Raw genomic sequence first — 25,147 nt, 5'->3', positions numbered from 1 at the left:
ATTGTTATTTTCGGAATGCGGCGGTCACCTTGGCTGCACGCAAGGTATGCGCAGCCATCGATGGCCTGGGGGTTGAAGGGGCCGTTTGGCTAGTGTGGTGTTTAGAAGCGGCCTTTGGGCGTAGCACTGGGTACATGCTCGCCGCCGAGCGGCAGGAAGCAGTCCTGGGCTGCATCGTAGCCTTTGATCTCGCTGGTTTCGATGTTGTAAACCCAGCCATGGATGAACAACTGGCCGCTGGCCAAACGCGAAGCGACCGACGGGTGCGTGCGCAGGTGCTGCAGTTGCGCGATCACGTTTTCTTCGGTCAACACGCCCATGGTTTCGGCTTCGCTGGTGCAATGGCAGTTGTCGTGCACCATGGTCTTGGCCACTTCGGCATGGCGTAGCCAAGCTTTTACCGTGGGCATTTTCTCCAGGCTGGCCGGGTTGAGCACCGCCCGCATGGCGCCGCAGTCGGAATGGCCGCACACGATAATGTGCTGCACCCCCAGCGCCATGACCGCATACTCGATGGCCGTGGACACCCCGCCGTTCATTTGCCCGTAGGGCGGCACCACGTTACCAACGTTACGGGTCACGAACAGGTCGCCCGGCGAGCTGTTGGTGATCAGCTCCGGCACTATTCGCGAATCTGCGCACGTGATGAACATCGCCCGTGGGGTCTGGGCCTTGGCCAGCTTCTTGAAAAGCGCCTGCTGTTGCGGGAACACCTCTTCGTGGAAATGCCGAAAGCCGTCGATGATATGCTTGAGGGCCTCTTGCGCACTGTCAGTCTGGGTCTGGTCCTTGGAGGTCATGCTCTATCCTCTGTAACGGGTGAGGTTTCCCACGCAAATGGGTAACAAATCCTACACCTCTATCACACTCTGTCGAATGGATGGAATGTGGCCGAATAAGACAATTCCTAACGTACAGCCCGAAGCTTAATGAAAGCTTAAAAGTGCTACTCACCCCGCGCCGCGAGCGGCTCACGGGCCACTATTTCAATTAACCGTTTACTGGATAGCGCCCGCAGCCACGGCTTCGATTACGAACCGGTATTTGGCCTTTGCTGCTTTATAGCAAGTTCATTTGCCGCCCCGGTGGGCAGAACAGCGACGTATCCAAAGCATAGCCCTCCCGCCGCGCCAGGCCATGACGTTTGAGCGCCCGGGCGAACCGCTGGGCCAGTAATTCGGCGAACAAGCCTTCGCCACGCATTCGGCTGCCGAAGCGCGAATCATAGAGTTCACCGCCCCGGCTTTGGCGCACCAGGCTCAGCACGTGCTCGGCGCGCTGCGGGTAATGGTCGGCCAACCATTGCTCAAACAGCGGCGCGACTTCCAGCGGCAGGCGCAGGAACATGTAGTTCGCGCTTTGCGCGCCCGCCTCGGCGGCGGCGGCCACCAAGGCTTCGAGTTCGCTGTCGTTGATCATCGGAATCATGGGCGAACACAGCACCCCCACCGGTACACCGCGTTGATGCAACTGCCGGATCACCCGCAGGCGGGCCTTGGGCGAGGCTGCACGCGGTTCCAGAATGCACTTGAGCGCATCGTCGAGCGTGGTCAGGCTGACCATTACCTTCACCAGGCGCAGCCTGGCAAGCTCTGCCAACAGGTCGAGGTCGCGCAGCACCATCGCGCCCTTGGTCACGATGGTAACCGGGTGGCGGTAACGCAGCAGGGTTTCGAGCAGCTCGCGGGTGAGGCGGTACTGCCGCTCGATCGGTTGATAGGGGTCGGTATTGGAGCCCAAGTTGACCGGGGCGCACACGTAGCCCGGTTTGCCCAACTGCTCCTCCAGGCGTTGCACCGCGTTGGTTTTGGCGATCAGCCGGGTTTCAAAGTCGATGCCGGGCGAGAGGTCCCAATACGCATGGCTGGGCCTGGCGTAGCAATAGATGCAACCATGCTCGCAGCCACGGTACGGGTTGATCGAACGGTCGAAGGGAATATCGGGCGAATTGTTGCGGGTGATGATGGTCTTGGCCAGCTCGATACGCACCTCGGTCGAGCGGGTAGGCGGCACGTCTTGCCACCAACCGTCTTCTTCGGCCACGCTGGTGCGCGGCGCGAAGCGGTTATCGGGGTTGTGCGCGGTTCCGCGGCCACGAATAGGTTCAACAGCCATGCCTGGCGCCCTCGTTCACTGTATAAACGAACAGTACCAAACTCCCGGCGCCGTTTGAACGTTTTCCTGCCCAGCGGGCACATTGCCCTTGAGCATGCCCACCGGGTGCCAGGTAGCAGCCCTGGCAACATAGCTATGAGCGGCGTTGCCAAAAAGGTTGTTACATCATCCAGCCCAGCGAGGTCGAAGGACCGCGGCAGCTACGTTACTATGTTGCGTTTCCTGCCACCACAGTGCCTGATTTCCATGAAGCTCATTTTCGCCGCCCTGGCGCTGGTTGTGCTCGCCGCCTGTAGCCAAGCCCCCCGCATCGACACCAGCCACCCCTCGGTAAACTACGACTGCCGCGTGCAGTTCGTGGTGGTGCACTATACCTCCGCATCGCTACAACGCTCGTTACAACTGCTAACCCATGGCGAGGTAAGCGCGCACTACCTGATCGGCGACGACTCGCCTGCGACCCTCTACAAGCTGGTCGACGAGCAATATCGTGCCTGGCATGCTGGCGAAAGCGAATGGGCCGGGCGCACCTGGCTCAACTCCAGTTCGCTCGGCATCGAGATCGTCAACCCCGGCTACCAGGACACCCCCAACGGCCGGGTGTGGTACCCCTACAGCGAGGCGCAGGTGCAATCGCTGCTGGTTCTGCTCAAAGACATCGCCGGCCGCTATCGCATAGACCCGCGCAACTTCATTGGCCACAGCGACATTGCCCCCTTGCGCAAACAAGACCCAGGCCCGCTGTTCCCCTGGAAACGCCTCGCACAGGCGGGGTTCGGCGTGTGGCCCGATGAAACCGCGGTTGCCCAGCAAAAGGCCCGTTTCGACATCAACCCGCCCAGCATTACCTGGTACCAGGAGCAACTGGCGCGGGCCGGCTACGCTACGCCGCAAACCGGTGTTCTGGACGTTTCGACCCAGCGTGTGCTGGCTGCCTTCCAGATGCACTTCAGGCCGCAACGCTTCGACGGTGTGCCGGACGCGCAAACCGCCGCGTTGCTGCAAGTGCTGGGTACGATGCACTGAACTTGCACAGCGCTTCGCTTAACGTTAAATAGTGCTGCCGATGGGCCGAGAGGCTGATATCGTCGGCGTGACACCCTACAGGGGAGTATCAGAAGTTCATACAATCCTTGACGCGGGCATTTTGTCGTCGGGCCAGGCGCCGTGGCGAGCCATAACACGGCGAGCAGCGGCAACGCAGCCCGGCAAAAAAAGGCACTGCCTGCCTTGTGCAGCCGACTTCTGAATGCCACACGCGCATTCGCCATCGGGGCCCTTCATGAAGTACCTGCTTTCGCGCTTGAGCCATCGCGTGAACCGGCCCGGCCAATGGGCCGGGGCCGCCGCCCTCGCAAGCGCGCTACTGTTGTGCTTACTCAGCCACTGGTGGATTCACCACCAGCAACTGGAAAGCGAGCGCGCGCAGATGAACGCCCGTGGCGAACGCTTCGTCGAACGCCTGGAGCAGATCTTCGGCCAATTGCGCGACACCGTAGATGCCCTGCAGGCGCAGCCGCTACGCGGGTGCGGGCCCGCCACGCTGAAACTGCTGCGCCAAGTGGGCTTCGATCACCGCTTTGTCGACGAAGCCGCCTACGTGAAGGGGCCGGTACAATGCGCCAGCCGTGACAGTGCCACGCTCTGGCGCCGCCCTGCCGACATAGTCGGGCCTGTTTACAGCTACTGGCTCAACTCCACCACCGAGCCCGATGACGATATCGCCTCGCTGATACTTGGCCGGGGCGAGTTCAGAGTGTCTAGCTCACGCGGGCATTTGTCCGATGTCGTCGAGCTGCCACCCGATGGCAGCCTGCTGATGGTCCTGGACCAAGGCCGCCGGGCCGTGCCGGTATTGGGCCCGGCCCAAGCCTGGCCGCCCACCTGGGCGCCGGGGGAAAACACCCTGCAGGTCACCGCCGACCAACTTATCTACTGGATGGATACACGCTCGCCGGACTACCAACTGGTGCTGATCACCCCGCGCGCCGACCTGCCGCCGCTGACGGCCAGCGCACTGTGGCTGCTGTATCCGTTCAGTGTGCTGTTGGCCTTGGCGGTGGGTTGGGGGGTGTTCCACGCGGTGGCGCACCGCCGCACGCTGGGTTCGGCACTGCAGGGCGCGCTGCGCCGTGGCGAAATCCGGGTGTTGTACCAGCCGATCGTCGACCTGGGTACCCGCCGCTGCATTGGTGCCGAAGCCTTGGTTCGCTGGCGCCGGATGGACGGCTCGTTAACCAGCCCGGAGCTGTTCATCCCGGTGGCCGAAGACAACGGGCAGATCCGCCAGATCACCGATTTCGTGCTGCAAAGCGTGCTCGACCAGTTGGGCAGCCTGCTGCGGGCGCACCCGCACTTGTACATTTCGGTGAACCTCGCCGCCTGTGACGTAGAAGAACCGCGTATTGCCGCGGTAGCACAGCGGCTGCTCAAAAGCTACCGCGTGGCGCCACAGCAAATCACCTTCGAAGTCACCGAGCGCGGCTTGATCGACGTAGACGCTGCACGCCATACGCTGCAAGCCTTGAGGGAAAACGGCCACCGGATCCTGATCGACGATTTCGGCACCGGCTACAGCAGCCTGGCCTACCTCCACAGCCTGCCGGTGGATGCCCTGAAGATCGACAAGGCCTTCGTTGGCATGCTGGGCTTCGACGTGGCCCACAGCGGGCTGGCCCTGCACATTATCCGCATGGCCCATGCGCTGGGCATGGGGGTGATCGCCGAGGGGATCGAATCCGAAGACCAGGCCGTGCTGCTGCACGGCGAAGGCGTCGACTATGGCCAGGGCTGGCTGTTCGCCGAGCCGCTGAGTGCTCGTCAACTGCGCCAGCTAGTAGCCAAGGGCCTGTCGCAGGCGGACCCGGTAGCGTAACCGCGTGGCCTAGAACGCCGGAACCACGGCGCCTTTGTACTTCTGCTCGATAAATTCCCTTAGCTGCGGGCTGTGCAGCGCCGCCGCGAGTTTTTGCATGGCGGGCGAGTCCTTGTTGTCGGGGCGCGCCACCAGAATATTCACGTAAGGCGAGTTCTTGCCTTCGATCACCAGGGCATCCTTTACAGGGTCGAGTTGAGCTTGCAGCGCGTAGTTGGTGTTGATCAGCGCCAGGTCGACCTGGGTCAGTACCCGGGGCAGGGTAGCGGCCTCCAGCTCACGGATTTTCAAGTCTTTGGGGTTTTCGACGATGTCCTTGGGGGTGGCCAGGATATCAGTCGGGTTCTTCAGTTTGATCAGCCCGGCACTTTGCAGCAATAGCAAGGCGCGGCCACCGTTGGTAGCGTCGTTGGGGATCACCACATTGGCGCCGCCGGGCAGTTCGCTGAGGGATTTATATTTGCTTGAGTAAGCGCCCAGGGGCTCCAGGTGAACACCGGTCACCGCGACCAGGTCGGTGCCATTGCCGGCATTGAACTCATTCAGATACGGTTGGTGCTGGAAAAAGTTAGCGTCCAGGCGCTTTTGCGCCACCTGCACGTTCGGCTGTACGTAATCGGTGAATTCCTTGACCTGCAAGTTGACCCCTTCCTGAGCCAATTGGGGTTTGATGAACGCCAGTATCTCAGCGTGCGGTACCGCCGTGGCGGCTACCGTCAGGGTCTCATCGGCGTGGGCACTGAGGCTGAACACGGCGGCAATGGCCACCAATAGTTTTTTCATGGTTTCGCTCCTTGAGTGTCACCCGTGCCCGCAATGGTGGGCGGGCGGGGCCTTGCAAGTGGGGTGTTGGAGAAATGGGCCGTACAACCTTCGCGGTGTTTTGTTGCCGCCGGGCCACCTTGCCCGGCAGCCTGTTCATACGCCAATGCGTGTGCGAGCCGCCGAAACACCCCACGGGTTATTTGCGAGAAAAATGCACCACCAGCCGGTCGCCAACGCTTTGCAGCACCTGCACCAGCACCAGTAACAGCACCACCGTCACGATCATCACGTCGGTTTGAAAACGCTGGTAGCCGAAGCGGATCGCGAGATCACCCAGGCCGCCGGCACCGACCACACCCGCCATTGCCGTATACGACACCAGGGTGATGGCGGTCACGGTAATGGCGGCGATGATACCTGGCCGCGCTTCGGGAAGCAGTGCGCTGAGGATGATCTGCCGGGTGGTTGCGCCCATGGCCTGGGTCGCCTCGATGATGCCACGGTCGACTTCGCGCAGCGCCGTTTCGACCAGGCGCGCGAAAAACGGCGTGGCGCCTACCACCAAGGGTGGAATGGCACCGGCCACCCCTAATGAGGTGCCGGTGAGCAGCACGGTGAAGGGGATCATCACGATTAGCAGGATGATAAACGGCAGCGAACGCAGCACATTGACCACGAACGACAACGCCATATAGGCCAGGCGGTTCTCGAACAACTGGCGCGGGCCGCACAGAAACAGCAACACACCCAGCGGCAGGCCCAGCACCACGGTGAACACCAGCGACCCCCCGAGCATCAGCAGGGTGTCTTGAGTCGCCTCCCAGATCTCACGCCAATCGACATTGGCGAAAAACGTCAGCGTGTCCATCAACGCAAAACCTCCATGTGCACGTCTGCCGCGGCGAAGCGTGCGAAGGCCGCGTCCAGGTCGCCGCCGCTGATAGCCAAGGTCATTTGGCCGTAGGGGGTGTCCTTGATACGGTCGATGCGCCCGGCCAGGATGCTGTAGTCCACCCCGGTTTCGCGGGCCACGTGGCCCAACAGGGGTGCGTAGGTGGCTTCGCCCTGGAAGGTCAGGCGGACGATGCGCCCCGGCACATGGGCGAAATTGTCGTGCTGTTCATGCTCATCGACCTGCTCGGTTTCTTGTACGAAGCGCTTGGTGGTGGGGTGGCGCGGGTGCAGGAACACATCGGCGACCGCCCCCTGTTCCACGATGCGGCCGGCGTCCATCACCGCCACTTGGTCGCACACCCGTCGGATCACGTCCATCTCGTGGGTGATCAAGACGATGGTCAGGTTCAACTCGCGGTTGATCTCGGCAAGTAGTTGCAGCACCGACGCGGTGGTTTGCGGGTCGAGGGCGCTGGTTGCTTCATCGCACAGCAACACTTTCGGCTGGGTGGCCAGCGCACGGGCGATGCCCACGCGCTGCTTCTGCCCGCCGGACAGTTGCGCCGGGTATTTGCGCGCGTGGTCGGCCAAGCCAACCCGGGCGAGCAAACTGGCCACCCGTTCATCGATGGCGCGCCCCGGCAGCTCACCGGCCAGGCGCAAGGGCAGGGCGACGTTATCAGCCACCGTGCGCGAGGCGAGCAGGTTGAAATGCTGGAAGATCATGCCGACTTGCTGACGTAGCCTACGCAGTTGGGTCGCACCAAAAGCGGTGACCTCTTCACCGTCGACGATGACCCTGCCACCGCTGGGCTGCTCCAAGCGGTTGATCAGGCGCAACAGCGTGCTTTTGCCGGCGCCAGAATGGCCGATCAGGCCGAACACCTGGCCGCGGGGCACCGTCAATTGCGTGGGGTGCAGCGCGGGGATATCCCGCCCGGCCACGCGATAAGTCTTGTGGACGTCGTGGAATTCAATCAATGGGGCAAACCTTTTGGGCGCTTGTAAGTGACAGGCCGGTAGCCAAAAAGCCACGCATTTTACCCGACCTTGTAGAACCGATTTAGCATTTCTTTTTCGGTGGCCCTGGTGCCCAGGCATATATCGACCGGCGGGCGTTGAAAACGCGCCATGAAAAAGCACCCGTGAGTGAAAAAAAAGGAACGGGCATTTTTCGCGCCAGTCAATGATCTCAGTACCCGTGAAATGCGCCTGCGCCCAACAGGCCGCCCACAAGCCCTTCAGTGAGAGGGCCGAACCTTATTGAGGAGAACGGCTAGATGAAACCAGGTAAAAGCCAAATGGCAGGAGCCGACGCTCCCGACCGTGCCAACGATAACGCTAAGCTCGATGCGCTCGAGCCGTTTCGCTCAGATGCCACCGACCAAGCGTTGCGCACCAACCAGGGTGTGAAAGTCAGCGATAACCAGAACACCTTGAAGGTCGGCGCGCGCGGCCCGTCGCTGCTCGAAGACTTTATCATGCGCGAGAAGATCACCCACTTCGACCATGAGCGCATCCCAGAGCGGATCGTTCACGCGCGGGGCTGCGCGGCGCACGGCTATTTCGAGTCTTATGCCGATCACTCGGCGCTGACGAAGGCCGCGTTCCTGCGGGGCAAGGGCAAGCAGACCCCGATGTTCGTGCGCTTTTCTACCGTGCAAGGGCCGCGCGGCTCGGGCGACACTGTGCGCGACGTGCGCGGCTTCGCCACCAAGTTCTACACCGAAGAAGGTAACTTCGACCTGGTAGGCAACAATATGCCGGTGTTCTTTATTCAGGACGCCATCAAGTTCCCGGATTTCGTCCACGCGGTGAAACCGGAACCGCATAACGAAATTCCTACCGGCGGCTCGGCCCACGATACCTTTTGGGACTTCGTCTCGCTGGTACCGGAATCGGCGCACATGGTGCTGTGGACGATGTCCGACCGTGCCATCCCGAAAAGCCTGCGAACCATGCAAGGTTTCGGCATTCACACCTTTCGTTTCGTCAATACCGAAGGCAAGGGCACGTTCGTCAAGTTCCACTGGAAGCCCAAGCAGGGCGTGTGCTCGCTGGTGTGGGACGAAGCGCAGAAACTGGCCGGCAAAGACACCGATTTCCACCGCCGCGACCTGTGGGAATCCATCGAGACGGGCGATTACCCGGAGTGGGAATTGGGCGTTCAGATTGTGCCGGAAGAAGACGAACACGCCTTCGAGTTCGACTTGCTCGACCCGACCAAGATCATCCCCGAAGAGCTGGTGCCGGTGACGCCGTTGGGCAAAATGGTGCTCAACCGCAACCCAGACAGCTTCTTTGCCGAAACCGAACAGGTCGCGTTTTGCCCCGGCCATATCGTTCCCGGCATCGATTTCACCAATGACCCCCTGCTGCAGGGGCGGTTGTTCTCTTACACCGACACCCAGATCAGCCGCCTGGGTGGGCCGAACTTCCACGAGATCCCGATCAACCGGCCGATCACGCCCCATCACAACGGGCAACGTGACGCCATGCACCGCATGACCATCGATAAGGGCCGGGCCTCTTACGAGCCCAACTCGATCGACGGCGGTTGGCCGAAAGAAACCCCGGCTGGCCCCACCGATGGTGGTTTCGAGACTTACCAGGAGCGGGTGGATGCGCGCAAGGTGCGTGAGCGCAGCGAGTCGTTCGCCGATCATTTTTCCCAGGCCCGGCTGTTCTTCCAGAGCCTGAGCAAGCCTGAACAGGAGCACGTGATCGCCGCCTACAGCTTTGAGCTGGGCAAGGTGGACCGCCTGTTCATCCGTGAGCGGCAGGTCAACGAGATCCTCGCCAACATCGACCCGGAACTGGCCAGCCGCGTGGCCGTCAACCTTGGCTTGCCCAAGCCGCCCGCCGGCACCAAGGGCAAACAGTCGTCGCTGAAGGCGTCACCCGCGTTGAGCCAGGTGAACCTGCTCTCGGGCGACATCAAAACGCGCAAAGTCGCGCTGCTGGTTGCCAACGGCAGCGACGCCAAGGCGGTGGATACCCTCAAACAGGCCCTGGCTGCCGAAGGGGCGCACGCCAAAGTGCTAGGCCCTACCTCCGCACCGGTCACCACGGCAAACGGGAAAACCCTGCTGGTGGATGCCTCCATGGAGGGCTTGCCCTCGGTGGCCTTCGACGCGGTGTGGGTGATCGGCGGCGACGCCGCCGTGCAAACCCTGTTGCAGGATGGTGTCGCCAAGCACTACGTGTTGGAGGCGTACAAGCACCTGAAGGCCATTGGTGCCTGCCCGGGTGCCAAGCCCTTGGTGGATGCCCTCGGCTTGCAAGAAGACGCAGGGCTGGTAATAGGCGACCCGCAGAAGTTTATCCAGGCCATCGCGCAGCACCGCGTATGGGCCCGCGAACCTAAGGCCAAGGCTATTCCGGCCTGATACCGCTACCCTCGGCGGGCGGCCCAGGCCGCCCGGCCAGCGGGGTTCAGGGTTTGGCGGGGCTGAGGATCACGATCACCGGCTGCGCCCGGTCGATGCGGTGGCTAAGCTGCCATTGGAGGTTTGCATCGAGCTTGCGTACCCGCTTGCGCAGCAGGGTTTCGATCCAGGGGCCATCGGCCTTGCGCGGCGCCTGGATAACCACATCGCAGTTGTAGTTGACGATATCGCTGGCGATGTCGTCGAGTTGCGCCTGCATTTTGCGAATGGCCGAATTATCCAGCACCACGGGGGTGCTGGTGGCGGAAGGGTCTATCACCTTCGCCGGCGGCTTGGCTTCGGCGGCTTTAAGGGCGGCCTCGGCCTGCTCCAGCTCTGCCTTGCGCGCTTGGGCGATGGCGCCATTGACGCCGCCCGTCAGTGCCGGCGCCTGCGGCATCAGCGCCCGCGCCCGCGCCAGCGCGGTGGCGGCAGCGTTCACATCGCCCTTTTGCAACGACACCTGGCTGCGTTGTAGGTAGGCTTCGGCCAACTGGCGCTGGTAGCCGTCCAACGCAGGGTCCGCCGGGGCCTGGGCCTGCAGCGCGGCCAGTTGGTCTTCGGCGGTGGCCAGCTCACCGCTGGCAATATTCTGTTGCAGCACCTCCCCAGCCGTTGGCGAGGCAGGCGGCGCGGGCTCGGGCGGCCTGCTCTGGCAAGCGGCCAAGCCCAGCGAAACAACCGCGACCAGCAAACCACGAGCGGCGAAAGACGTCATTTCTGCCATTCTCTAATTGCGCAAAATCGCGCAAGCATACACGCTAACCGTGCTGGCAAAAAAGGGGCCCCGCCGCCGCGCCTTCACGCCCGCCGTGGCCACGCCAAACTGCACAGGAACAACAGCGCGGCGCTGACCACGATCGAAGGCCCCGCCGGGGTATCTTGGAACCAGGATAGCGCCAGCCCCAGGCACACCGCCAACACCCCCAGGGCGCTGGCGCCCAGCGCCATTTGCTCCGGCGAACGGGCGTGGCGTTGGGCCGCCGCGGCCGGGATGATCAACAGCGAGGTGATCAACAGCACGCCGACGATTTTCATCGCCACGGCGATCACGATAGCGATTAACAGCATCAAGCCCAAGCGCAGGCTGGCCACCGGCAGGCCCTCGACCCGCGCCAGCTCCTCATGCACGGTGGCCGCCAACAGCGGCCGCCATAGGCACCCCAGCAGGGCCAGCACCAAGGTGCTGCCGCCCACAATCCAGTAGAGGTCCGTGGGGTTGATTGCCAGCAGGTCACCGAATAGGTACGCCATCAGGTCGATGCGCACATCGTGCATGAAGCTCAGCACCACAAGCCCCAACGCCAGCGTACTGGGGGCGAGGATCCCCAGCAATGTGTCGCTGGCCAGCGGTTGGCGCTGCTGCAAGGTCACTAGTAACACCGCCAACAGCAGGCAGCCCACCGTGACCGCCAAGGTTGGGCTAACGTCGAGCGCAAAGCCCAGGGCCACGCCGAGCAAGGCGGCGTGAGACAACGTATCGCCAAAATAGGCCATGCGCCGCCACACCACGAATGCCCCCAGCGGGCCGGCGACGACCGCCAATGCAAGCCCAGCGACCAGGGCATAGAGAAGAAAATCAGCCATGGTTGCAGCCGTTGCCGTGAACATGGGGCGCCTGGCTAACCACGCCGCCATGCAGCCCGTGGCTGTGGTCGTGCTGGTGATGGTAAATCGCCAGGTTCTTGGCGCTGTCGCCGAACAGCTCAACGAACGCCGGGTCACCGCTGACCTGCTCAGGGTGGCCGGAGCAGCATACATGGTGGTTGAGGCACACTACATGGTCGGTGGTGCTCATCACCACATGCAGGTCGTGTGAAACCATCAATACCCCGCAACCGTGGCGGTCCCGCAGGCGGGTGATCAGGCTGTACAGCTCAGCCTGGCCGGCCATGTCCACGCCCTGCACGGGCTCATCGAGCACCAGCAGGTCCGGCGCGCGCAGCAGCGCCCGCGCTAACAACACCCGTTGCATTTCACCACCGGAAATCAACTGCACAGGGCTGTCGATCACCTGCGCTGCGCCGACCTCGGCCAGCGCGGCCTGGGCCTCGGTTCGCCCGACGCCCGGCACCAGGCGCAAAAACCGCAGCACCGATAACGGCAGGGTGCCATCCACCTGCAGTTTTTGCGGCATGTAACCCACGCGCAGGCGCGGCCTGCGCCATACCCGGCCGCTGTCGGGGGTGAGCAGGCCGAGCACGGCCCGCACCAATGTAGTTTTGCCGGCACCATTGGGGCCGATCAGGGTCACGATCTCGCCGGGCCGAACCACCAGGTCGATGGCGTCCAAGGTCTTTTGCCCAGAGAAGGTGACGCTCACCTTTTCCAGGCGGATCAACGCATCGTTCATCAGGCGGCCTTGCAATTGGTGCACAGGCCCACGACTTCGACTGTTTGCGCCTCGACCCTGAAGTCGATACCGGCCGCGCCGGTAATGATCGCTTCGCTGATGCTCGGCTGCTCCAACTCGACGGCGATATGGCAACTGCGGCAAATCAGAAACTGGCCTTGGTGGGCGTGCTTGGGATGCACACACCCCATGAAGGCGTTGAGCAAGGCGATGCGATGTACCAAACCGTTTTCAAGCAAAAAGTCCAGCGCCCGGTACACCGTAGGGGGCGCCGCACGGCGGCCATCCTGCTCGCTGAGTACCCCGAGAATGTCATAGGCGCCCAAGGGCTTATGGCTTTGCCAAACCAACTCCAACACACGGCGGCGCAGCGCGGTCAGGCGCAAGCCTTTTTGCGCGCACAAGGCATCGGCTTCGGCAAGCGCGCTGTGCACGCAGCGGGAGTGGTCGTGGGGGCGGTTGGCCAGCGGCGTTTTGAGCATGGGTTGGCACGTGACAAGTAAGAGACGTTATTATATTACCCTTTATCAGGTGCCAAGGTGGCCATTGTGCCGGGATTTCTAAGGCTTTTCGTCGTTTTAGTTGTTGCCATTGCCATGCTGCCTGCCGCGCAAGCCGGTGTCGAAGTGCTGACCAGCATCAAGCCGCTGCAGCTTATTGCCGCCGCTGTGCAAGATGGCACCGGCGAGCCCGAGGTGTTGCTGCCACCCGGCGCCTCGCCGCACCATTATGCTTTGCGCCCCTCGGATGTACGCCGGGTGAACAGCGCCGACCTGCTGTATTGGATCGGGCCTGATATGGAAGGCTTCATGGGCAAGGCCCTGCAAGCGCGCAGCAAAACCACCGTTGCGGTGCAAAACCTTCCAGGGCTCAAGCTGCGGCGTTTTGCCCAAGACAGCCACTCCCATGCCGAAGACAGCGAAGACCATGACCACGATCACCAGCCCGGGTCACTGGATGCCCACTTGTGGCTGTCGAGCTACAACGCGCGGGTGATTGCCCGGCAGATGGCCCAAGACCTGGCGGCCGCAGACCCGCCCAACGCGGCACGCTACCAGGCCAACGCCGAAGCGTTCAGCCAGCGGTTGGACGCCCTCGACGCGCGTATCAAGGCCCGGCTGGCCGGGGTCGCCAACCGGCCCTATTTCGTGTTCCATGAAGCGTTCGACTATTTCGAAGACACCTACAGGCTGCACCACGCCGGCGTTTTTGCGGTGGCCGCGCAGGTGCAGCCCGGCGCCAAGCATGTGGCCGAAATGCGCACCCAGCTACAGGGCGCGGGCAAAACCTGCGTATTCAGCGAGCCGCCAATGCGCCCCCGGCTGGCCGAAACGCTGACGGTCGGGTTGCCGGTGAAGCTGGCCGAGCTTGATCCATTGGGGGCGTTCAAAGATGCGCCTGCCGATGGCTATGAGCGATTGCTGCAGAACCTGGCGGATAACGTGGCCGGCTGCCTGGAAAGCCTGTGAAAAAGGCGGATAGTCGCCGCAGTGGTGTATCAGAAGCTCGTTCAGTTAACTGGTGATACACCGCACTCGTATTACAGTGCGAATGGCAATGCCAGCGTAACCTGCTGGCGCTGCGCCAGGCGCTGCTGCAACTCTACTGGGTCGTGCACCAGCACGTCACGGCTGGCGAACGATTCCGCCGCGATCAGGCGCGACAGCCAAAAGCGCACGCACGCCACCCGCAGCATCACCGGCCATAAGTGCGCTTCGGCCGGGGTGAAGCGCCGCAGCCCGGCATAGGCGCCCAACCAGGCGTTGGCACGGGGCAAGTCAAGGCTGCCATCGGCCTTGGAGCACCAGTCGTTGAGGCTGATGCACACGTCATAGAGCATGGGCCCGGAACAGGCGTTGTAAAAGTCGATCACACCGGTCAGGTGGGTGCCTTCGAACAGCACGTTGTCGCGAAACAGGTCAGCATGCAGGTTAGCCCGTGGCAACGCCATGATCGCTGCCTGCTGCTGGCCGATTTCGTCGAGCGCGCCACGTAGCAGGGCCGCGTCTTCGGCGCCCATCTTGGCGATCAGTTGCTCGCCCTCGCGCAACATCCACGCCAGGCCGCGGTCGGTACGGCGCTCGATCAAACGCTCTCCCTGGGTGGCCAGGTGAACATGCGCCAGCAGTTCGCCCACTTGCGCACAGTGCTGGGCATTCGGCTGCTGCACATGCTTACCCACCAAGCGCGGCTGCAACAGCGCGGGCTTACCCGCCAGCTCGCGCAGCGCCATGCCGCCCTCGGTGCGCACCGCGAATGGCACCGGCAGGTCCGCGCTATGCAGCACGTCGAGTAGTTCGATGAAGAACGGCATCTCGGCGACCGGGCCTCGCTCGACCAGCGTCAGCACGAACTCGCCCTGTTCCAGGCTGATAAAGAAGTTGCTGTTTTCGCTACCGGCTGCAATCCCCTGAAAATCCCGCAGGCGGCCCAAGCCATAGGGTGCAAGGAAGGTTTCCAGCTCAGGCCGGGTCAGGGGGGTAAAAACAGACATGTGCTCGCGCGCCGGTGCGGGCCGCTGCGCCATGCAGGGGCCGGGTTAATGGAGAAGGCGCGATTCTACCACTGCAACAGGGTCCATTGAGGGATCTGCAAGCCGGGTTGGTCGGTGCGGATAAAATTATCGCCGGAGCCATCGGCGCGTACCAGGTTATAGGGCACGCCGTGCTTGGGAATGACCTTGACCCGATACAATTGGCCGCGGACACGAAACTCCTGGATACGCACGGCGCCTTGGTCGTAGGTGGTCACCTCGGTGCCGGCCATGGGCGGCTGCCCAGCGGCCAAGGCCGGGCCGGTGGCGCCGAAGGCCATCACTGCAATCAACAGGCAGGGAAGCAGTCGCATGTTAATCTTGTCTCCTTCGTGTTTTTCGTATTCTAGCTTCGGCCCCGCCGATAAAGGTTGATTTCGCCCATGAGCCAAGCGCCTCTCGTCCTGGTGGACGGTTCCTCTTACCTCTACCGCGCCTTCCATGCGCTGCCGCCGCTGGCCACCTCCAAAGGCATGCCCACCGGCGCGGTGAAGGGTGTGCTGAATATGCTCAAAAGCCTGCGTAAGCAGTACCCCGACAGCCCCTTCGCGGTGGTGTTCGACGCCAAGGGTGGCACGTTCCGCGACCAACTGTTCGCCGAATACAAAGCCAACCGGCCCAGTATGCCCGAAGACCTGCGCGTGCAAGTCGAGCCGCTGCACCAGAGCGTGCGGGCGCTCGGCTACCCGCTGCTGTGCGTGGAGGGGGTCGAGGCCGACGACGTGATCGGCACCCTGGCCCGGCAAAGCGCCGCGGCCGGGCGCGAGGTGGTGATTTCCACCGGCGACAAAGACATGGCACAGTTGGTCAACGAGCACATCACCCTGGTCAACACCATGACCGGCAGCGCCCTGGACGTGGCCGGCGTGCGCGAAAAGTTCGGCGTGGGCCCAGAGCACATCATCGACTACCTGGCGCTGATGGGCGACAAAGTCGACAACATTCCGGGCGTACCCGGCGTCGGCGAAAAAACCGCCCAGGGCCTGCTGGTGGGCATTGGCGGTGGCCTGGCGCAGTTATACGAGAACCTCGACAAAGTCCCGGCGCTGCCCCTTCGCGGCGCCAAGGGCCTGCCGGCCAAACTCGAGGAACATCGGGACATGGCGTTCTTATCATACGAGTTGGCCACCATCAAAACCGACGTGGCGCTCGACATCGAACTCGACTCCCTGATGTGCGGTGAGCAAGACCGCGAAATGCTCATGGCCCTGTACTCAGAGCTGGAATTCAAAGGCCCGCTCGAAGAACTGCAGCGCGAGGCGGCGGCCACAGGCCAAGCGCCAGAGCCTGCCATGCCTACGGTAGAAACACGCTACGAGACGATCCTGGACCCCGATCGCTTCGACGCCTGGCTGGCCAAACTGGAGCAGGCCGAACTGTTCGCCTTCGACACCGAAACCACCGGGCTCGATCCCCAGCGCGCCGCTCTGGTCGGTGTGTCGTTTGCGGTCGAGCCGTACGAGGCGGCGTACATCCCACTGACCCATTCCTACATGGGCGTGCCCGAGCAACTGGACCGCGACAGCGTGCTGCGCGCCTTGCAGCCGCTGCTGGAAGACCCGGCCAAGGCCAAGGTGGCGCAACATGCCAAGTTCGACATGAACGTGCTGGCCAACTGCGCCATCGGCGGTGACCGCAATGCCGGCATCCAGGTGCAAGGGGTGGCGTTCGACACCATGCTCGAATCCTACGTGCTCGATGCCACCGCCACCCGCCACGACCTGGACAGCCTGGCGGCGCGTTACCTGGGGCACACGGCGGTCTCCTTCACCGATATCGCCGGCAAGGGTGCCAAGCAGCTGACCTTCGACCAGATCGCCCTGGAGCAAGCGGGGCCTTACGCTGCCGAAGACGCCGACGTGACGCTGCGCCTGCACCATACCTTGAGCGCAAAACTGGCCGAGATACCAAGCCTTGAGCCGGTGCTGCGCGACATCGAAATGCCGCTGGTGCCAGTACTGGCACGTATCGAACGCACCGGGGCACTGGTCGACGGCAAGCTGCTCGGCGCCCAGAGCCTAGAGCTGGGCGAAAAGTTGGTCGCCCTGGAGCGTGAGGCCTTCGACATCGCCGGCGAAGCGTTCAACCTCGGCTCGCCCAAGCAATTGGGGGCCATCCTTTACGAAAAACTCGGCCTGCCGGTGCTGAGCAAAACCGCCACCGGCCAGCCCTCCACCGCCGAAGCCGTGCTGGCGGAACTGGCCGAGCAGGATTACCCGCTGCCCAAGGTGCTGATGCAATACCGCACGCTGAGCAAGCTCAAGAGCACCTACACCGACCGCCTGCCCGAGCAAATCAACCCCCGTACCGGGCGCATCCACACCTCCTATGGCCAGGCGATCGCCGCCACCGGGCGGTTGTCTTCGAGCGAGCCGAACCTGCAAAACATCCCTATACGCACTGCCGAAGGGCGGCGCATCCGCCAGGCGTTCATCGCCGCGCCGGGGTATAAGCTGGTGGCGGCCGATTATTCGCAAATCGAACTGCGCATCATGGCCCACCTGGCCAAGGATGAAGGCCTGCTGCATGCGTTTCGCAATGACCTGGACGTGCACCGCGCCACAGCCGCCGAGGTGTTCGGCATGGCGCTGGATGAGGTCACCGGCGACATGCGCCGCAGCGCCAAGGCGATCAATTTCGGCCTGATCTACGGCATGAGCGCCTTCGGCCTGGCCCGCCAGATCGGCGTGGACCGCCGGCAATCCCAGGCCTACATCGACCGCTACTTCACGCGCTACCCTGGGGTGCTGGCGTACATGGAGCGCACCCGCGCCCAAGCCGCCGAGCAAGGCTTCGTCGAAACCCTGTTCGGGCGCCGCCTCTACGTGCCAGACATCAAAGCCAACAACCCGGCGCTGCGCCGCGCGGCGGAACGCACCGCCATCAACGCGCCGATGCAAGGCACCGCCGCCGACATCATCAAGAAGGCCATGATTGGCGTCGACCAGTGGCTGCAAAGCAGTGGCCTGGATGCGCGAATGATCCTGCAGGTACACGATGAACTGGTGCTGGAGGTGCGAGAAGACTTGGTCGAAACCGTGACCGGCCAACTGCGCCGGCATATGGGCGAAGCCGCCACGCTGGCCGTGCCCCTGCTGGTGGAAACCGGCGTGGGCGACAATTGGGACGAGGCCCATTGACGGCCAAAGTGCCATAGGGCGGGTTTATGAAAACTGCTTCACATTCGCGTTTTCAGCCCCGCCCGGGGGAACTAACCCGGCAAAAACACACTCAGAGTTTGCGAATGGCTGTGAAGCCTTTCGATGCTCCTATGTTGTGTTAAGTGTTGGCAGATATCTGGACCACGCGTCCAGGCTTGAGCCCCGGAACTTCCCCCTCCCCATTCGAAGTCCGGGGTTTTTTTTGCCTTCAGCCCAGGGCCACACCGGTACGTGGGTCTTGCGCCAACGCCGCCATCACCGCCGCCACCTCTTCCAGCGCTGCGCCTTGCAGGTCGAGCAGCGGCGCCCGTACCGAGCCCCCCTTGAAGCCGCGCAGGTTCATCGCCGCCTTGGTCAATTGCGGCTGGCCATGCTTGCGGGCCAAGGCGCGCAGCGGGTACCAGGCTTGGTGCAGGTCGATCGCGGCCTTGGCATCACCCCGCTCGATGGCGCGGAACGTCGCCAGGATGACCTCGGGCACTGCACCGCTCTGGGTACTGCTGATGCCATCGAAGCCGGCCATCATCGGCCCAGGGAATACCATGTCCGAGGCGCAGAACAGTTTGAGCTTGCCGCCCAAGGTGTTGGCCAACTGGTCGATCACCGTGGGGGTGAGGTCGCCCTGCTTGACGCCTACCACGGCCTCGATGCCGGCCAGTTGCTGGATCACCGGCACAGGCAGGGTGATACCGATGCCAGGCGCGTTGTAGATCAAAATGCCGGTTTTCGACAGCGGCGCCATTTGCTTGAAGAACGCCACGATCTGCGCATCGGTGATCTCCGACACGAAAGGCGGGGTGACCATCGGCAAGCCGCCCAGTTCGCCGGCCAGAACGGTGAGGTCGCGCACGGTGCGGGCATCGGAGCCAGCGCTGCAAAGCATCACCGGCACCCGGTCGCCGACGATGTCCATGACCCGGCGAAACAACGTGGCGCGCTCCTCGGTGGTCATTACCGGGAATTCACCGTAGGTGCCGCCGATGAGCAAACCATCGTAGCCCAACGCAATCACCCGCTCGATGTTTTCAGCCATGGCGGCAAAATCGAATTCCCCGGCGCTGTCGAACGGGGTCACGGTGATGTTGAAAATGCCCTTGAGGCGATCGCGGCATTCCTGGATATCTTTCATGCGAAGTCCTGTAAAAAGAGGTGGGGCGCCCTGCGCGGGCGCACCCTGAGTGAACTCAAACGACGAGCATTGGCCGTTCGAGGGTGCCGAGCACCCGGCAACCTGTTTCGGTGACCACCACGGTTTCGCTAACCCCTACGGTGAACTGCCCATAGATGCGCAACGCCGGTGGAATATGGAACGCCATGCCGGGCCGCAGCTCGGTTTTCACCCCGGTGTAGAGGCTAAGGATGGAACCCTCGCCCCAGTCCGGCGCAAAGGAAATACCCACCGAGTAGCCGGTGCGCTTCTTGAACGCATCGGTGTACCCAGCCCGGTCGATGACCGCCTGGCAGGCCAAATGCGCGGCTTCGCAAGGCTCGCCAGGCTTGAGCGCATCCAGCGCGGCCTGTAGCGCTTCCTGGCAGGCTTTCTCCATGTCGATGGCCTGTTGCGGCGGCTTGCCGACCCAGGCTGAACGCATCAGCGCAGCGTGGTAGCGGTCGTGCACGGCGGCCATTTCCAAGAAGGCCGGCTCGCCTTCGGCGACCTTGCGGCGGCGCCAAGTGCCATGGGGGATGCCGCTACGCGGGCCGCACGAGACCAGCGGTTCCATGCCCATGTATTCCGAACCCGCGCTGATCGAGGCGTGCAACATGGCCGCCACGAAGTCGTTCTCGCTGGCGCCCGCTTTGACCGCGGCAAGCCCGGCGCGCATGCCAGCGTCTACATAGCGGGCCGCCTGTTCCAGCTTGGCCACCTCGGCCGGCGATTTTATCGCGCGCAATTGCTCGATGGTGCCCGCGCCGTCATAGAGCTTGCCCAGTTTGCTCTGAAGCGCTTCGTACACGGCAATCGGCAAGAACCAGCCACGTTTGTCGATGGCCACCCGGCGGCCACCCCAGCCTTTTTTCTGGATCATGTCGACGAGGAAATTCACCGGGTCGTCGCCGTCGGTGTAAATGGCCGCGTCGCTGATGAACGTGTTAGAGATGAAGTTGAAGTATTCCAACTGGCGGATAACGAACACCGGTTCGCCGTCTACCGGCAATACCAGCGCTTGGAAAGTGTAATACCCGGGTGTTTGCTGGCCGGTCAGGTAAAAAATGTTCTCAGGCCCGGTGACGACCATCACGTCGATGCCGGCAGCCTGCAAGTTCGCCCGGGCGCGGCTTATGCGCTCGGCGTACTCGCTTTGGCTGAACGCGGACTCGCCGCCCTGCCTAACATTGCTAACAGCGTTGCTCATTGAAAACTCCGAATGAGTTGGGTTTTAGTGGCATCGAAAGTGACCCCCAGGCCTGGCTGTGCAGCCGCCTGCACACGGCCGGCGGCATAGCGGATGCCGGCTGCGGCGTCGTCGACCAGGCCGTCGGCCCCGTACAGCTCGGCAAACGCCGGCCCGGTGGCACAGGCCACGTGAAGTGCCGCGGCGGTCGCCGCGGCGCCTTCATTCATTTGGCCGATCATGAACGGCACCCCGGCCCGCTGCAGTGAGTGGGCCGCGGCAATGCTGGGGCCGATGCCGCCGAGCTTGACCAGCTTGAGGTGGGCCCATATCCGCCCGCGCAGTTCGCACAGCCGCGCCACGTCTTCGGGGCTTGCCAGGCTTTCATCGACCATCAGCGGCAGCGGGCTGGTTTCGGCGAGCCGCCCCAGGGCATCCCAATCACCGGCGGCGATGGGCTGTTCAAGGTAGGCCAGCCCATAGCCTGCCAGCAGGTCGAGGTGGTGCTGGGCGCCCGCGTAGGACCATTGGCCGTTGGCGTCGGCACTGATCTTCACCTCGTCGCCGAATTCATCGCGCAGGGCTTTGATACGCCGCAGGTCTTCGGCGAAATCAGCCACGGCCACACGCACCTTCAGCTCGCGATAGCCCCGCGCAACATAGGCCCGCGCCTGCTGAATAAAGGTATCGAAGGGCGACCAGAACAACGTCTGGTTAGTGCCCCAGGCCGCGTTCGGCGCCGGTTGCGCGCCGAGATAAACGGCTAGCGCAACCCCGGCGCGCTTGGCCAGCCAATCGTGCAACGCCACGTCGATCAGGTTACGCACCGGCAACGTGCAGCCGGCGGCCCATTCGTCCAGTTCGGCAAGCAACGCCCCAGCGCCTTGTGCCCAGTTGGCCTTGGCCAGGGTGGCGAGGGCGTCATCGATCACCGCCTGCGGGCCATAGCCATTGAGGTAGGGAATGTTGATGCGCACTTCTGCGATGGCGTCGAGGTTTTCATCGTGCAAAAGCAAGTAAAGGGCGTGCAAGCTGGCCACGTTGCCAGAAGCCGCGGTATGCAACTGCACGCCATTGCCGTAGTGCAGGTGGGCCGTACGCAACTCCGCGCGCATGGTTCAAGCGCCCTTGCGCAGCATTTGCAGCGCGATGTCGCGGTAGATCGACGCCGAGGCGATGAATTCGTCGATCGGTACGAATTCATCGGGCTTGTGCGCCACGGCCAGCGTGCCTGGGCCAATCACCGTGCCAGTGGTGCCCAAGCTACGGAAGTGCACCAGGTCACAGCCGCCCTGGAAGCCGAAGGGGCCACCGTTACCGTGGTTATGCTCGCGGCAGGCGGCCAGGCTCGCCTGCACGATGGGCGCGTCAAGCGCGGTCTGGGTGGCCCCGCCGGTGGTGGGTTTGTACTCGATAACCTCGGCGCGCACACCGAAACGCTCATTGGCCAGGGCGAGCAAGGCGTCGATCTCGGCCTTCACGGCGGCTTCGTCCTCGCCCGGCACCATGCGCCGGTCCAGCAGCAGGTCACAGGCCCCCGGCACCACGTTGTCGGCATGGCCGCCATGGATGCGCGTCACGGTCAGGCTAGCATGGCCGACCAAGTCATGGCACTTGCACTTGACCACCTGCTCATGGTGGTGCTCGATCAAGCCCAACAACTGGCCGGCACGGTAGATGGCATTTTCCCCCAAGTGTGGGGTGCCGGAGTGGGCGGTGACCCCATGTACCCGAACCAGCGGGCGCAGGCTGCCCTTGTGCGCGGTGAAGGCGGTATTCGATGTGGGTTCGCCAATCACCGCAAAGTCGATCTTCGGCGGCTGGTTAGCCACGTAGTGCTTGGCGCCTTCACTGGCGATTTCTTCATCGGCGGTGAACACCGCCATCAGCGTACCGGCCCAATGGGCCTTGGCCGCGATCAGCAAGCGGCACGCTTCGATCATGGCTGCCATGGGGCCCTTGGCATCGCAACTGCCGCGGCCGAACAGCTTGCCATCGGCCTCATGCAGCACAAAGGGGTCAGTGCTCCAACCTTCCCCGGCGGGTACGGTGTCGATGTGGGTATTAAAGGCGAACGTCGGCCCAGCACCGTTGGGGTACGTGGCGATAACGTTGACCCGGCCCGGCTTGTATTCAGACAACGACAGGTCGAAACCTTCCGCTTGCAGCACTTCGTGCAGGTAGCGGGCAGCGTCCAGCTCATGGCCCGGGGGGTTTTCGGTATTGATCGCGACCAAACGTGCCAGGTCGTGTTTCATGCGGGCGAAATCAGGCATCAGGTTCATTACAGCTCACCTCAGTGGAGGATCTGGTCGAGGAAATGGCGCGCTCTATCATTGACGGTGCCGCCGAAAAATTCGGTGCTGCTGGCGTTCTCGATGATCTCACCGGCTTCCATGAATACGATCCGGTCGGCGGCGCGGCGGGCAAAGCCCATCTCATGGGTCACCACCAAGCTGGTCATGCCTTCGGCCGAGAGTTCGGTCATCACGTCGAGTACTTCCCGGATCATTTCCGGGTCCAGGGCCGAGGTGGGCTCGTCGTAGAGCATTACCTTCGGCTTCATCGCCAACGCCCGGGCAATGGCGACCCGTTGCTGCTGGCCGCCGGAAAGCTCGTCCGGGAAATGCTCGGCCTTGTCGGGTATGCGCACCTTGCCCAGCAACTGCAAGGCAATGTCGTGGGCGTCGTGCTTGCTCATGCCCAGCACCCGCATGGGCGCGAGCATGATGTTTTCCACGGCCGAAAGGTGGGAGAACAACTCGAAGTTCTGAAACACCATGCCGATGTCCCGGCGCACCCGCGGTGCCGCCTTTGGGTCGTTGGTCACGTCGGTGCCCTGGAAGAACACGTTGCCGCCATCGGCCGGTTCCAGTTGGTTCACACAGCGCAGCAGGGTCGACTTGCCGGAACCCGAAGGGCCGATGATCACCACGGTTTCGCCGGTGCTCACATTCAGTGAGCAGTTTTTCAGAATGCGCTGTTGCCCGAAGCTCTTGTCGATACCGATCAGTTCGAGCAGCGGAGGGGTCTTTCGTGGTTGCATGCGGTGCACTCCTTGATTAGCGAACCGAGGCGCCACGGGACGTGCCCAGCAGCCGCTCGAACAAGCCCGCCGGGCGCCCCTTGCGGCGGCTCTTGGGGTCCAGCTTGCGTTCAATCAGCATCTGGATGGCCATGAACAACGTGGTCAATGCCAAGTAATAAATACCGGCGGCGGTGAGTGCTTCGAGGTAGCGGAAGTCGGCACTGGCCGCTTGGTTGGCCACCAACAGCAGTTCTTCTACGGCGACCACGGACACCAGCGCGCTGAGCTTGAGCATGCCGATCATCTGGTTACCGATGGGCGGCAAAATGATGCGGGCCGCTTGGGGGACGACGATATGGCGCATCACTTTCACCGGCGTCAGCCCCAGCGCCAGGCCGGCGGTACGCTGGCCTTTTTTCACCGCCTGCAGCCCCGAGCGGATGATCTCGGCCATATAGGCGCCCTCGTTCAACGACAGCGCCATCACCGCGCTGACGATCGCCGTGAAGCGGATGCCGAAGGTGGGCAGTACGTTGTAGACGAAGATGATCTGAAACAGCACCGGTGTGCCGCGAAACAACCACAGGTAAACCAGCGTGGCGCCATGGGCGACACGCGAGCGGCTCTCCTGCATCAGGGCAATGACCAAGCCGACCATGACCCCGAAAAACAGCGAGCAGATCGTGATGAGCAGGGTGTTCCATGCGCCGTGGATGAATGGCTTGGACACCAGGTATTGGTAAACCAGTTCTAGGGACATAAAGCCTCTCGCTTGCCCACGCCGGCGCTGGCAAGCGCTACGGCGGGTAGTAGGGTACGGATCACGGCGCGATGGCTACGCTGTCGGGGAATTTCCATTTTTCGATAAGCTGCGTATAGGTGCCGTCGGCCATCACCTGCTTGAGCGCTTCCTGCAGCGCCGCTTTGGTCGGCTCATCGCCCTTGCGCACTGCCAGCCCAATGAGCGTGCTCGATTCGAACTCATCGCCCACGGTGGCGAACACCCCAGGTACGTCGGTCAACAGCTTCACCGCCCCCGGGGTCGAATCGAATACCGCGTCGGCCCTACCTGCGCGCAAGGTCAGCGCAGCGTCTTGGGCGGTGGGCAAGGTCATCACCTTCACGCCCTCCAGCCCCGCCTTGCGGCAGCGCTCGTCATCGGCCCGGGCCTGGGATTCTTGGATACCACCCAAGGTGACCGCGACTTGCTTGCCGCATAGGCTGTCGTCGCGGCCAGTGACCTTGGCCGGGTTGCCAGCCAACACGATCACGCGGTTACCGATTTTCAAGTACGGCACGAAATCGACCTGCTCAGCGCGCGCCGGGTTGATGTACATGGCCGAGTTGATGATGTCGGTACGCTTGCCCTGCAACGCCGGGATCAAGCCCTTGAACTCCATGTTCAAGGGCACCGGCTTGACCGCCAACTTGCTCGCCAACGCATCGACAAGGTCAATGTCGAAGCCCATGAGCTCGCCGCCCCTGACAAATTCGAACGGAGCGAAGCTGGCCGCCACGCCGTAGGTGAGCGAGCCTTTTTCCACCCACGCATCCGGCGCGGCCGAGGCGGCAAACGCCGCGCTTGTTACGGCAAGCGGTGCGCAAAGCACCGCTGCGAGAAGGCCAAGCCGGTTCCGTTTGATCATTTTCGATACTCCT

The 25,147-nt window shown here is 62.9% G+C and carries 23 protein-coding genes; 5 read left to right on the top strand and 18 right to left on the bottom strand.

The features are described from left to right. Nucleotides 1-101 precede the first annotated feature (101 nt). The gene (locus tag HAQ05_RS16515) at nt 102-800 is read right to left on the bottom strand and encodes a carbonic anhydrase (RefSeq protein WP_190422517.1); all 699 of its coding nucleotides are present in this window, start codon (nt 798-800) and stop codon (nt 102-104) included. A gap of 259 nt (nt 801-1,059) precedes the next feature. Beyond that, nucleotides 1,060-2,115 (bottom strand): PA0069 family radical SAM protein, encoded by a 1,056-nt coding sequence (locus HAQ05_RS16510; RefSeq protein WP_190422515.1) that lies wholly within the window; start codon nt 2,113-2,115, stop codon nt 1,060-1,062. Between the two features lie 246 nt (nt 2,116-2,361). Here HAQ05_RS16510 and HAQ05_RS16505 point away from each other — a divergent pair, with 246 nt between their 5' ends. Together HAQ05_RS16505 and HAQ05_RS16500 are read left to right on the top strand one after the other, a co-directional pair. Continuing rightward, entirely contained in the window at nt 2,362-3,141 is a 780-nt protein-coding gene (locus tag HAQ05_RS16505; protein WP_190422513.1) for an N-acetylmuramoyl-L-alanine amidase, read from the top strand. A gap of 256 nt (nt 3,142-3,397) precedes the next feature. Beyond that, nucleotides 3,398-4,990 carry an EAL domain-containing protein gene (locus tag HAQ05_RS16500; protein WP_190422511.1) on the top strand — a complete coding sequence of 531 codons (1,593 nt, stop codon included), beginning with the start codon at nt 3,398-3,400 and terminating at the stop codon, nt 4,988-4,990. A gap of 9 nt (nt 4,991-4,999) precedes the next feature. Here HAQ05_RS16500 and HAQ05_RS16495 read toward each other — a convergent pair whose 3' ends face one another. From HAQ05_RS16495 to HAQ05_RS16485, 3 genes are all read right to left on the bottom strand, one after another. Next, entirely contained in the window at nt 5,000-5,773 is a 774-nt protein-coding gene (locus HAQ05_RS16495; protein ID WP_190422508.1) for a MetQ/NlpA family ABC transporter substrate-binding protein, read from the bottom strand. A 178-nt stretch (nt 5,774-5,951) separates the two neighbouring features. Further along, nucleotides 5,952-6,623, bottom strand: a complete 672-nt coding sequence (locus HAQ05_RS16490) for a methionine ABC transporter permease (protein WP_190422506.1) — start codon at nt 6,621-6,623, stop codon at nt 5,952-5,954. Next, entirely contained in the window at nt 6,623-7,630 is a 1,008-nt protein-coding gene (locus HAQ05_RS16485; protein WP_190422504.1) for a methionine ABC transporter ATP-binding protein, read from the bottom strand. The genes HAQ05_RS16490 and HAQ05_RS16485 overlap by 1 nt, the downstream gene beginning before the upstream one ends. Before the next feature lie 299 nt (nt 7,631-7,929). Between HAQ05_RS16485 and katE the strand changes: the two genes are divergently transcribed. Beyond that, entirely contained in the window at nt 7,930-10,038 is a 2,109-nt protein-coding gene (gene katE / locus HAQ05_RS16480) for a catalase HPII (RefSeq protein WP_190422502.1), read from the top strand. 46 nt (nt 10,039-10,084) lie between these two features. Here katE and HAQ05_RS16475 read toward each other — a convergent pair whose 3' ends face one another. From HAQ05_RS16475 to HAQ05_RS16460, 4 genes are all read right to left on the bottom strand, one after another. Further along, the gene (locus HAQ05_RS16475; protein WP_190422500.1) at nt 10,085-10,795 is read right to left on the bottom strand and encodes a PA5502 family lipoprotein; all 711 of its coding nucleotides are present in this window, start codon (nt 10,793-10,795) and stop codon (nt 10,085-10,087) included. A gap of 83 nt (nt 10,796-10,878) precedes the next feature. Further along, nucleotides 10,879-11,664, bottom strand: a complete 786-nt coding sequence (znuB, locus tag HAQ05_RS16470; protein WP_190422498.1) for a zinc ABC transporter permease subunit ZnuB — start codon at nt 11,662-11,664, stop codon at nt 10,879-10,881. Beyond that, nucleotides 11,657-12,430: a zinc ABC transporter ATP-binding protein ZnuC gene (znuC, locus tag HAQ05_RS16465; RefSeq protein ID WP_190422496.1), complete on the bottom strand. Its 774-nt coding sequence runs from the start codon at nt 12,428-12,430 to the stop codon at nt 11,657-11,659. The genes znuB and znuC overlap by 8 nt, the downstream gene beginning before the upstream one ends. Continuing rightward, nucleotides 12,430-12,912: a Fur family transcriptional regulator gene (locus HAQ05_RS16460; RefSeq protein WP_190422494.1), complete on the bottom strand. Its 483-nt coding sequence runs from the start codon at nt 12,910-12,912 to the stop codon at nt 12,430-12,432. Before HAQ05_RS16460 ends, znuC begins: the two co-directional genes overlap by 1 nt. A gap of 114 nt (nt 12,913-13,026) precedes the next feature. Here HAQ05_RS16460 and HAQ05_RS16455 point away from each other — a divergent pair, with 114 nt between their 5' ends. Further along, nucleotides 13,027-13,899 (top strand): zinc ABC transporter substrate-binding protein, encoded by an 873-nt coding sequence (locus HAQ05_RS16455; RefSeq protein WP_190422492.1) that lies wholly within the window; start codon nt 13,027-13,029, stop codon nt 13,897-13,899. Between the two features lie 71 nt (nt 13,900-13,970). On the opposite strand, the gene HAQ05_RS16450 is transcribed toward HAQ05_RS16455, so the two are convergent. Next, nucleotides 13,971-14,924 carry a homoserine kinase gene (locus tag HAQ05_RS16450; protein ID WP_190422490.1) on the bottom strand — a complete coding sequence of 318 codons (954 nt, stop codon included), beginning with the start codon at nt 14,922-14,924 and terminating at the stop codon, nt 13,971-13,973. Nucleotides 14,925-14,989: 65 nt separating this feature from the next. Beyond that, a complete protein-coding gene (locus tag HAQ05_RS16445; protein WP_190422488.1) occupies nt 14,990-15,277 on the bottom strand; it encodes a DUF2782 domain-containing protein in 288 nt (95 codons plus the stop codon). A gap of 69 nt (nt 15,278-15,346) precedes the next feature. On the opposite strand from HAQ05_RS16445, the gene polA reads away from it, so the two are divergent. Continuing rightward, nucleotides 15,347-18,103 (top strand): DNA polymerase I, encoded by a 2,757-nt coding sequence (polA, locus tag HAQ05_RS16440; protein WP_190422486.1) that lies wholly within the window; start codon nt 15,347-15,349, stop codon nt 18,101-18,103. Nucleotides 18,104-18,332: 229 nt separating this feature from the next. Here the strand turns inward: polA and HAQ05_RS16435 are convergent, their stop codons facing one another. The 7 genes from HAQ05_RS16435 to HAQ05_RS16405 form a co-directional block, all read right to left on the bottom strand. After that, nucleotides 18,333-19,253 (bottom strand): dihydrodipicolinate synthase family protein, encoded by a 921-nt coding sequence (locus HAQ05_RS16435; RefSeq protein WP_190422484.1) that lies wholly within the window; start codon nt 19,251-19,253, stop codon nt 18,333-18,335. Nucleotides 19,254-19,308: 55 nt separating this feature from the next. Further along, on the bottom strand, nt 19,309-20,481 hold the full coding sequence (locus HAQ05_RS16430; RefSeq protein ID WP_190422482.1) for a M24 family metallopeptidase: 1,173 nt from the start codon (nt 20,479-20,481) through the stop codon (nt 19,309-19,311). Continuing rightward, on the bottom strand, nt 20,478-21,575 hold the full coding sequence (locus tag HAQ05_RS16425) for a mandelate racemase/muconate lactonizing enzyme family protein (RefSeq protein ID WP_190422480.1): 1,098 nt from the start codon (nt 21,573-21,575) through the stop codon (nt 20,478-20,480). Before HAQ05_RS16425 ends, HAQ05_RS16430 begins: the two co-directional genes overlap by 4 nt. Before the next feature lie 3 nt (nt 21,576-21,578). Then, entirely contained in the window at nt 21,579-22,745 is a 1,167-nt protein-coding gene (locus tag HAQ05_RS16420; RefSeq protein WP_190422478.1) for a M20 family metallopeptidase, read from the bottom strand. Between the two features lie 11 nt (nt 22,746-22,756). Beyond that, nucleotides 22,757-23,506 carry an amino acid ABC transporter ATP-binding protein gene (locus HAQ05_RS16415; RefSeq protein ID WP_274601977.1) on the bottom strand — a complete coding sequence of 250 codons (750 nt, stop codon included), beginning with the start codon at nt 23,504-23,506 and terminating at the stop codon, nt 22,757-22,759. 16 nt (nt 23,507-23,522) lie between these two features. Beyond that, nucleotides 23,523-24,248 (bottom strand): amino acid ABC transporter permease, encoded by a 726-nt coding sequence (locus HAQ05_RS16410; RefSeq protein WP_190422476.1) that lies wholly within the window; start codon nt 24,246-24,248, stop codon nt 23,523-23,525. Nucleotides 24,249-24,309: 61 nt separating this feature from the next. Then, entirely contained in the window at nt 24,310-25,134 is an 825-nt protein-coding gene (locus HAQ05_RS16405) for an ABC transporter substrate-binding protein (RefSeq protein WP_190422474.1), read from the bottom strand. Between the last annotated feature and the right edge of the window lie 13 nt (nt 25,135-25,147).

This window comes from Pseudomonas typographi (assembly GCF_014694385.1).
Lineage (GTDB): Bacteria > Pseudomonadota > Gammaproteobacteria > Pseudomonadales > Pseudomonadaceae > Aquipseudomonas > Aquipseudomonas typographi.
Note: the sequence above shows the minus strand (reverse complement) of the source record. Positions and strands in the feature narration are given on the sequence as shown.

Coding starts and splice junctions, on each gene's coding strand:
- HAQ05_RS16445 (WP_190422488.1), bottom strand. CDS start 15,277: ATGCGACTGCTTCCCTGCCTGTTGATTGCAGTGATGGCCTTCGGCGCC.
- HAQ05_RS16495 (WP_190422508.1), bottom strand. CDS start 5,773: ATGAAAAAACTATTGGTGGCCATTGCCGCCGTGTTCAGCCTCAGTGCC.
- HAQ05_RS16510 (WP_190422515.1), bottom strand. CDS start 2,115: ATGGCTGTTGAACCTATTCGTGGCCGCGGAACCGCGCACAACCCCGAT.
- HAQ05_RS16420 (WP_190422478.1), bottom strand. CDS start 22,745: ATGAACCTGATGCCTGATTTCGCCCGCATGAAACACGACCTGGCACGT.
- HAQ05_RS16415 (WP_274601977.1), bottom strand. CDS start 23,506: ATGCAACCACGAAAGACCCCTCCGCTGCTCGAACTGATCGGTATCGAC.
- znuB (WP_190422498.1), bottom strand. CDS start 11,664: ATGGCTGATTTTCTTCTCTATGCCCTGGTCGCTGGGCTTGCATTGGCG.
- HAQ05_RS16430 (WP_190422482.1), bottom strand. CDS start 20,481: ATGAGCAACGCTGTTAGCAATGTTAGGCAGGGCGGCGAGTCCGCGTTC.
- polA (WP_190422486.1), top strand. CDS start 15,347: ATGAGCCAAGCGCCTCTCGTCCTGGTGGACGGTTCCTCTTACCTCTAC.
- katE (WP_190422502.1), top strand. CDS start 7,930: ATGAAACCAGGTAAAAGCCAAATGGCAGGAGCCGACGCTCCCGACCGT.
- HAQ05_RS16425 (WP_190422480.1), bottom strand. CDS start 21,575: ATGCGCGCGGAGTTGCGTACGGCCCACCTGCACTACGGCAATGGCGTG.
- HAQ05_RS16460 (WP_190422494.1), bottom strand. CDS start 12,912: ATGCTCAAAACGCCGCTGGCCAACCGCCCCCACGACCACTCCCGCTGC.
- HAQ05_RS16500 (WP_190422511.1), top strand. CDS start 3,398: ATGAAGTACCTGCTTTCGCGCTTGAGCCATCGCGTGAACCGGCCCGGC.
- HAQ05_RS16490 (WP_190422506.1), bottom strand. CDS start 6,623: ATGGACACGCTGACGTTTTTCGCCAATGTCGATTGGCGTGAGATCTGG.
- HAQ05_RS16515 (WP_190422517.1), bottom strand. CDS start 800: ATGACCTCCAAGGACCAGACCCAGACTGACAGTGCGCAAGAGGCCCTC.
- HAQ05_RS16505 (WP_190422513.1), top strand. CDS start 2,362: ATGAAGCTCATTTTCGCCGCCCTGGCGCTGGTTGTGCTCGCCGCCTGT.
- HAQ05_RS16450 (WP_190422490.1), bottom strand. CDS start 14,924: ATGTCTGTTTTTACCCCCCTGACCCGGCCTGAGCTGGAAACCTTCCTT.
- HAQ05_RS16405 (WP_190422474.1), bottom strand. CDS start 25,134: ATGATCAAACGGAACCGGCTTGGCCTTCTCGCAGCGGTGCTTTGCGCA.
- HAQ05_RS16455 (WP_190422492.1), top strand. CDS start 13,027: ATGCTGCCTGCCGCGCAAGCCGGTGTCGAAGTGCTGACCAGCATCAAG.
- HAQ05_RS16410 (WP_190422476.1), bottom strand. CDS start 24,248: ATGTCCCTAGAACTGGTTTACCAATACCTGGTGTCCAAGCCATTCATC.
- znuC (WP_190422496.1), bottom strand. CDS start 12,430: ATGAACGATGCGTTGATCCGCCTGGAAAAGGTGAGCGTCACCTTCTCT.
- HAQ05_RS16475 (WP_190422500.1), bottom strand. CDS start 10,795: ATGACGTCTTTCGCCGCTCGTGGTTTGCTGGTCGCGGTTGTTTCGCTG.
- HAQ05_RS16435 (WP_190422484.1), bottom strand. CDS start 19,253: ATGAAAGATATCCAGGAATGCCGCGATCGCCTCAAGGGCATTTTCAAC.